5 protein-coding genes and 2 pseudogenes are annotated in these 7,317 nt (G+C 68.1%); 4 read left to right on the forward strand and 3 right to left on the reverse strand.

Annotated features, from left to right (window positions below):
- A pseudogene (locus VB777_RS09205) lies at positions 1 to 150 on the reverse strand (photosystem II D2 protein (photosystem q(a) protein)); the annotation flags it as partial.
- A 293-nt stretch (positions 151 to 443) separates the two neighbouring features.
- On the opposite strand from VB777_RS09205, the gene VB777_RS09210 reads away from it, so the two are divergent.
- Complete coding sequence (locus tag VB777_RS09210; protein WP_323248524.1) at positions 444 to 998, forward strand: photosystem I assembly protein Ycf4; 555 nt, start codon at positions 444 to 446, stop codon at positions 996 to 998.
- 37 nt (positions 999 to 1,035) lie between these two features.
- The gene (locus VB777_RS09215; RefSeq protein WP_322757236.1) at positions 1,036 to 1,878 is read left to right on the forward strand and encodes a peptidylprolyl isomerase; all 843 of its coding nucleotides are present in this window, start codon (positions 1,036 to 1,038) and stop codon (positions 1,876 to 1,878) included.
- 16 nt (positions 1,879 to 1,894) lie between these two features.
- On the opposite strand, the gene ilvN is transcribed toward VB777_RS09215, so the two are convergent.
- Both ilvN and VB777_RS09225 read right to left on the reverse strand, forming a co-directional pair.
- Positions 1,895 to 2,425 carry an acetolactate synthase small subunit gene (ilvN, locus tag VB777_RS09220; protein WP_323248527.1) on the reverse strand — a complete coding sequence of 177 codons (531 nt, stop codon included), beginning with the start codon at positions 2,423 to 2,425 and terminating at the stop codon, positions 1,895 to 1,897.
- A 95-nt stretch (positions 2,426 to 2,520) separates the two neighbouring features.
- Complete coding sequence (locus tag VB777_RS09225) at positions 2,521 to 3,459, reverse strand: alpha/beta fold hydrolase (protein ID WP_323248529.1); 939 nt, start codon at positions 3,457 to 3,459, stop codon at positions 2,521 to 2,523.
- A gap of 160 nt (positions 3,460 to 3,619) precedes the next feature.
- On the opposite strand from VB777_RS09225, the gene VB777_RS09230 reads away from it, so the two are divergent.
- Positions 3,620 to 6,610, forward strand: a complete 2,991-nt coding sequence (locus tag VB777_RS09230) for an HD domain-containing phosphohydrolase (protein ID WP_323248530.1) — start codon at positions 3,620 to 3,622, stop codon at positions 6,608 to 6,610.
- A gap of 72 nt (positions 6,611 to 6,682) precedes the next feature.
- Positions 6,683 to 7,317 (forward strand): annotated as a pseudogene (locus VB777_RS09235) (N2,N2-dimethylguanosine tRNA methyltransferase); the annotation flags it as partial.

Below are 7,317 nucleotides of genomic sequence, written 5' to 3' on the forward strand. Positions count from 1 at the left end.
GCCGGTGAGCCAGCCGCCCAGCGCCAGGTAGGCGGTGGGGAACAGCAGCAGACCGGACCACCCCACGAATACGAAGCGGTCGCGCTTGAGCCAGTCATCGAGGACGTCGAACCATCCCCGCTGCGGCGCGCGTCCAACAGCAATCGTCATGGGAAGAAACGGTGCGGGAAACCCGCGGAAGCTGTGTGGGATACCGGGCGATGGTAACAATGTTCCCAGCCAGCGCGAGACAGGCTGCAATGGGCTGACATGCCTTGGCGGAGCAGGGTTCTGAGGGGCCTAGGTATTTCTGCTTTCGGTCGATCTCGATCTGGGGTTGGGCCCATGCGTCCGTCGGTGTGGCGGATGCAGACCGTGTTCGTCAGGCTTGCCGCCCGCGGGCCAAGATGGCCTCTCCGAACCCTGGCTCCTGCATGGCGGCTTTCGAAGCCCCGCACATCGCGATGTCCAACCCCGTCACCAGCCCCACCGATCTGCTGGAGCAACCGGTGCTGGGCTCAAGGCGTTGGTCCAATCTTCTTGTGGCGGCTGTGGTGACCACCGGCGGTGTCGGTTTCCTGCTCACCAGTGCCTCCAGCCGTTGGGGGATCGACCTGCTGCCGATCGGCCACCCGGCGGAGCTCGAGTGGGTGCCCCAGGGTCTGGTGATGGGTCTGTATGGCATCGCCGCCGTGTTGCTCGCCACCTACCTCTGGTCGGTGATCGGCATCGACGTGGGCGCTGGCGTCAACCGCTTCGACCGCCGTGCCGGCACCGCCACGATCGAGCGCCGCGGTTTCCGCCAGATGATCCGCGTCGAGATCCCTCTGCGGGAGATCCAGGCGGTGAAGATCGATGTGCGCGATGGTCTCAACCCCCGCCGCCGCCTGGCCCTGAAGGTGCAGGGCCGACGCGATCTGCCGCTCACCCGCGTGGGTGAACCCATCCCCCTGGCCGACCTGGAATTGTCGGGTGCCCAGCTGGCCCGCTTCCTCGGGGTAGCCCTCGAAGGGCAGTGATCCAGGCTTCCACCCCCTGTGCTGTGCTGCTTCGCTGATGCCGGATTTCTCCCCCCCCTGCTCGGATCCGTCCGCTGATCCGTCCGTTCTTCTCTCCGGTGATCGGTTCGCTGCCGAATCGGGGCACCCCGTCGTGACCCGTGGCCCGCAGGGCAGCACGCGGGATCGCCTCAGGGGCGTTCTGGGTCGCTCCCTCTGCGCCGGTCTGCTGGTGCTGCTGCCCTGGGTCCTGTCGGCCTGTGGCGCTGAGCCCCGCGCCCAGACCCTGGGCTGCGGCGTTTCGGGTGCGGCTTGCCTGAGTGGGACTGCCCTGGTGAGGCTGCAAACCGCCAAGGGAGAGGTGGAGATCAGCCTCGATGGCGCTGCCGCTCCCCTCACCGCCGGCAACTTCGTGGACCTGGTGAAGCGGGGCACCTACAACAACACCGTCTTCCACCGGGTGGTGCGGGAGCCCGTGCCCTTCGTGGTGCAAGGGGGCGATCCGCTCAGCGCCAATCCGAAAGTGCCGGCCAGCCAGTACGGCACCGGTAGTTTCATCGAGCCCAGCAGCGGCGAGGCAAGGCTGATCCCCCTGGAGCTGACGGTCAAGGGCGAATCCGAACCCCGCTACGGCGAGCCGATCACCAACCCCAGCCTGACGCGCCAGCTGGCCCTGGTGCACCAGCGAGGAGCCGTGGCCATGGCCCGCTCCAACGACCCCAATTCCGCCAGCGCCCAGTTCTATGTGGCCCTGGAGGCCCTGCCGGAACTGGATGGCCGCTACGCGGTGTTCGGTCGGGTGACGAAGGGGATGGAGGTGGTGGACAAGATCCAGCAGGGCGACCGGCTGGTCAAAGCCACGCTCGTGGAGGGCGGCACCCTGGTGACGGACAAACCCTGAGAGAGGGCCTGAATGCTCAGGCCGGCACCCGTTTGGCTGAGGCCGTCACTTTCAGGTAGGCGGTGTTCACGCCGGAGGCCCGCTCCAGGGCCACCTTGCCGGTGCGGGCGATTTCGAGAATGCCGTAGGTCTCGAGGATCTGCTCGATCGCCACGAGCTTGCCCGGGTCTCCCACCACTTCCAGGGTGAGGGCGGTTTCGCCCACGTCGATCACGTTGGCTCGGAACACCTGCACCAGATCGAGGATGGCGGCGCGCTGCTCCGGTGGGGCCGCCACCTTGAGCAGCATCAGTTCCCGCTCCACCGATGGGATGGTGGAGAGGTCAGTCACGGCCAGCACGTTGACCAGCTTGTTGAGCTGCTTGGTCATCTGTTCCACCGTGCGGCTGTCGCCCTCCACCACCATGGTGAGACGCGAGACGCCACTTTTTTTGGCGGGTCCAACCGCCAGGCTCTCGATGTTGAAGCCCCGGCGGGCGAACAGGCCGGAGATCCGGCTGAGCGCACCGGACTCGTCTTCCACCAACACCGACAGGGTGTGTTTCATCACGGGGCGCGCCGAGGGCCGCAGGCTGGCCTCAAGTTACGTGTCCACCTCCCGGCACTGGCGAGGGCTGCACCCCCGGGCATCACCTCAGGGCATCACCTCAGGGCAGCCAGCCAGGGGAGCACCGCCTGATGAAAAGCCTCGGGCTGTTCGTCGTGGGGGCAGTGGCCCGCCTGCTCGAGCAGCACCAGCGGCAGCTCGGGCCGGACCGCCCGGCACTGCTCCGCCACCCGGGCCGGCACGAGGCGATCGTCGCGGCCCCAGAGCAGCAGCAGGGGTTGCCGCAGGCGCTGCAGCAGGGCCGGAGCGGTGGCGCCGTGGGGCCGCAGGGCCATGCCCACGCTCATCGCCCGCAGGGCCCGGGCGGCACCGGGGCGGCGGGCCGGCAGCGCGATCAGCCGATGCAGGGCAAGGTCGTCGAGCACCGGCAGCAGGTAGGCGCTCTGGATCCCCAGCCCCAGCAGGGGGGAGTGGGCCAGCAGGGGCACGATCAGCTCCAGAGGCAGCAGACGGCAGAGCAGGCGTACCGTCCAGCGCTTCAGGCGGCGCCAGCAGGGTGTCTCCCGTCGGATGGCTGCCGACGCGGCCAGCAGGGCCGGATCAGGCAGGGGCGCTGCCACCATGCCCCGCACCCAGGTGGGGAAGTACACCGCGCAGCTGAGGGCCACCAGACCACCGAGAGAGTGGCCGATCAGAACCGCCGGGGCCTGCACCACCTGCTCCAGGAAGGCCTGCAGCTGTCGGGCCCAGAGGCGATTGTCCAGGGTCCGTCCAGGGGCGGCTGCGGGCTGACTGGACGCACCGAAGCCCACAAGGTCGAGGGCGTAGACGCACCAGCCCGCGTCTGCCAGCGCAGGGGCGTTATGCCGCCAGTGGCCGCTGCCGGCTGCGAAGCCATGCACCAGCAGCAGGGGCGGATGCCGCCGATCGCCGAGCCAGCGCCAGTGCACCACCAGCCCCTGCCAGCGCCACACGGCGGCCTCACCCCAGTCGGTCGACGCGCCCGTCGTCGTCGATGGCCGCGACCTTCCCATGACGGGTCCTGTGGGCGAGCGGAATCACCCCATCTTCAGGGGTCGTCGAGGTGCCCGAGTATCTGGCTGGGAGGCGGCGATCACCCCTACCTTGACGGGACGCAACGCCATGGCTGTTCCACCGCGGAGCACCAGTCCTGCCTTTCCGTTCGGGGTGCCGATGACCCAGTCTCATCCAGGCGTTTCCTGGCAGGCCTGGCGCCAGCCGCGTCGCAGGGTGCGGTTCAACGTGGGTCTGTCGATCCTCTTCCTGCCGGTGGTGATGTTCACCGGCATCACGGTGGCCGTGGTGTCGTACCAGCACGCCCGCCGATTGGTCACGGATCTGAACCATGCGCGGATGGCCGGCCTGGCCCGTGCCATGGACTGGCAGCTGCAGGAGAAGCTGAGCATCCCCGTGGCCATGCGCCAGATTGCGGCGCTGATGGATCTGGAGGATCCGCAGCCCTTCCCGAGGCAGCTGCAGCGGCTCAAGGTGCTGCGCCAGGCCCTGGAGGCCACCCCGGCAATCTCGTCGTATTACCTGGGCTACGGCAATGGGGAGCGGCTGCAGTTGCGGCGCATCCGCTCCGAGGTCGACCGCACCGACTTCCGGCTCCCTGCCGAGGCTGCTTTTCTGGCCCAGATCGGCAGTCGGGAGTCGAACGGCCGGATCCGCACCCAGCAGGTGGTGCTGGATGGTGCCTTCCGCCAGCTGGAGATCCGCCCCGATCCGCTCTCCGCCAGCTTCGATCCCCGGCAGCGGCCCTGGTACCGCGCCGCCCTCGACAGCTCCGGCCCAGTGGCCACCCCGGTGTATCGGTTTGGTACCACCGGCCGACTGGGCATCAGCCTGGCGGAACGGGTGCCAGGCAGCGCCACGGTGGTGGGGGCGGATCTGCCGATCGACCAGGCCAGCGATGCGCTGCTGGAACTGGGCCGATCCCTGGGGCATCTCAAGCAGGTGAAGCTGGCCCTGGTGGGCCCCCAGGGCAATGTGGTGGCCCTCAACGAGGCGGGCTACGGAGCGTTCCGGGCGGGAACGCCCAGCACCCTTGAGGGCATGAACCGCCTGGCGGATGCCACAACCCCGGTGTTCGCTCGGATCGGTGAGCAGTTCCCTGCCTTGCGTCAGTCCCTCGGCTACGGCGATCAGCTCCTCACCACCACCCTGCGCGTCGATGGCGAAGGGTGGGAGGTGGCCCTGGCCCGGGCTGTGCAGGTGGATCAGACCCAGACCTACCTGGCCATCGCCATCCCCACAGAGCAGTTGTTCGCCGGCGCGCGGCGCCTGCAGCAGACCGCCGTGCTCACAGCCTTCCTGGTGTTGCTGGTGGCCTCTCCGCTGGTGTGGCTGATTGCCCGGCTGGTGACCCGACAGCTGCGACGCCTGGCGCTGGAGGCCCAGGCAGTGCAGAACTTCGAGTTCGATGCGCCCCGCACGGTGGAGTCGGTGGTGACTGAAATCGATGAGCTCGCCACCAGCTTCGAGGCGATGAAGGGCACGATCCGCCGCTTCCTCGGGGTGAGTGCCGCCATTGCGGCGGAACCGGATTTCGAGCGGCTGCTGGTCCGGGTGCTCGACGAATCGATCGCCAACAGCCGCGCCCAGGGCGGCGCCCTGTTCCTCAACCTCGATGACGACAAGCAGCTCGATCCGGAGCTGCTGCGCAATGCGGCCGGCGAGACCCTGCCCAATACGCTGCCCCGTTTTCCCCTGGCCGACATCCGGCGGCTTTTGGTGGGCAAGGCCAGTGGCCGCCGGGCCACCACCGGCCGGATTTCTGCCGAAGGCTCCGCGATGGAGCGCAGGTTCGCGGGGGCGATGGCTGTGGACAACGTGCCCTACGTGAGCCTGCCGCTGCAGAGCCGTTCGGGCGACCTGCTCGGCATGCTGCTGCTGTGGTTCAGGGTTCCCCCCTCGGACCAGCGGGTGGCCTTCATGGAGGCCTTCTCCAGCACCGTGGCCACCACCCTGGAGACCCGCCAGCTGATCCGGGCCCAGAAGGCTCTGTTCCAGGCCTTCATCGAGTTGATCGCCGGCTCGATCGATGCCAAGAGTCCCTACACCGGCGGCCACTGCAAGCGGGTGCCGGAACTCACCAAGATGCTCGCCCAGGCCGCCTGCGAGGAGACCGAGGGTCCCTTCGCTGCGTTCTCCCTCTCGGAGGATCGCTGGGAGGCGGTGCACGTGGCCTCCTGGCTGCATGACTGCGGCAAGGTGGTCACCCCTGAGTACGTGGTGGACAAGGCCACCAAGCTCGAGACCCTTTACGACCGCATCCATGAGGTGCGGATGCGCTTCGAGGTGCTCAAGCGCGATGCCTGGATCCGCTACTACCAGGGCCTGCTGGAGGGCGGCAGGGCCGACGAGCTGGCCGTCGAGCGCGATAGCGACCTCCAGCACCTCGATCAGGATTTCGCCTTCGTGGCGGCGTGCAATCAGGGCGGAGAGTTTCTGGCGCCTGATCGGATCGAGCGGCTGCACTCCATTGCGCAACGCACCTGGTTGCGCACCCTGGATGACCGGCTCGGCATCTCCGACGAGGAACTGCGGCGTAAGCAGCTGCTGGCCGCCCCCACTCTGCCGGTGGAGGAGCCGCTGCTGGCCGACCGGCCCGATCACCGCATCGAACGGCTGCCGAGCGATCGGTTGGATCCGGACAACCCCTGGGGATTCAAGCTGCAGCCGCCGGAGCTGCTTTACGACCGGGGCGAACTGAAGAATCTTTCGATTTCGCGCGGCACCCTCACCGAAGAGGATCGCTACAAGATCAACGAGCACATCATCCACACCATCCGCATGCTTTCGGCCCTGCCGTTCCCGCGGCACATGAAGGATGTGCCCGAGCTGGCGGGCGGCCACCACGAAACCCTGATCGGCACCGGCTATCCCAAGGGCCTGATGAAGGAGGAGATGAGTGATGTGGCACGGATGATGGCCATCGCCGACATCTTCGAGGCACTCACGGCGGCCGATCGGCCCTACAAACCGATGAAGACGCTGTCGCAGGCGCTGAAGATCATGACCTTCATGCGCAAGGATCAGCACATCGATCCTGAGCTCTTCGCCCTGTTCATCCGCTCCGGGGTCTACAAGCGCTACGCCGAGCAGTTTCTCAGGCCCGAACAGATCGATGCCGTCGACGAGGAGGCCCTGTTGGCCGGTTGAGGCCTTCCCATGGCTGCTGTCTTCCCATGGCTCATGTCTTCCCGTGGTTGACGCCATGACAGCGCCATGCCCATGAGCAGATCGCACGCCTGCGATCCCACGGCCGAGTCACCCCAGCGTCATGGCCCCCAGCTCCACCGGGAAGGGGCGGTGGAGCTGGATCTGGGCGGCGGTTTCTTTCGGCCCGAGTCGCGCCCCTCCCGCGATCTGGGTGTGCTGCTGGCGGCCTGGCTTGCGCGGCGGGGAACGGGAACCCTGCGGGTGCTCGATGGCATGGCCGGCTCCGGCATCCGGGCCCTGCGCTACGGCACTGAAGCCGGGGCCACATCGGTGTGGGCCAACGATGCCGACCCCGATCGCCGGCCTCTGCTGGAGCGCAACCTGGCGGATCTCTCGGCCCGTGGTGTGGAGCTGACGATCTCGATCCGCACCGTCCAGGCCCTGCTGGCGGAGGCCCTGATCCGGCAGGAGCGCTTCGATCTGATCGACCTCGATGCCTTCGGCTGTCCGGCGGCCCTGGTGCCACTCGCCCTGGAGGCGGTGGCCTTCGATGGCGTGCTCTATCTGGCCAGCACCGATGGCCGCTCCCCCACCGGCCACGACCGGCCCGCCGCCGTGCGACGGCTGGGGGCGGCAGCCCGGGCCCATCCGGCCAGCTGGGAGCTGGCCCTGCGGCTGCAGCTGGGGGTGATTGCGCGCGCCGCCTG

This window comes from Synechococcus sp. CCY9202, from assembly GCF_034931685.1.
GTDB lineage: Bacteria > Cyanobacteriota > Cyanobacteriia > PCC-6307 > Cyanobiaceae > CBW1002.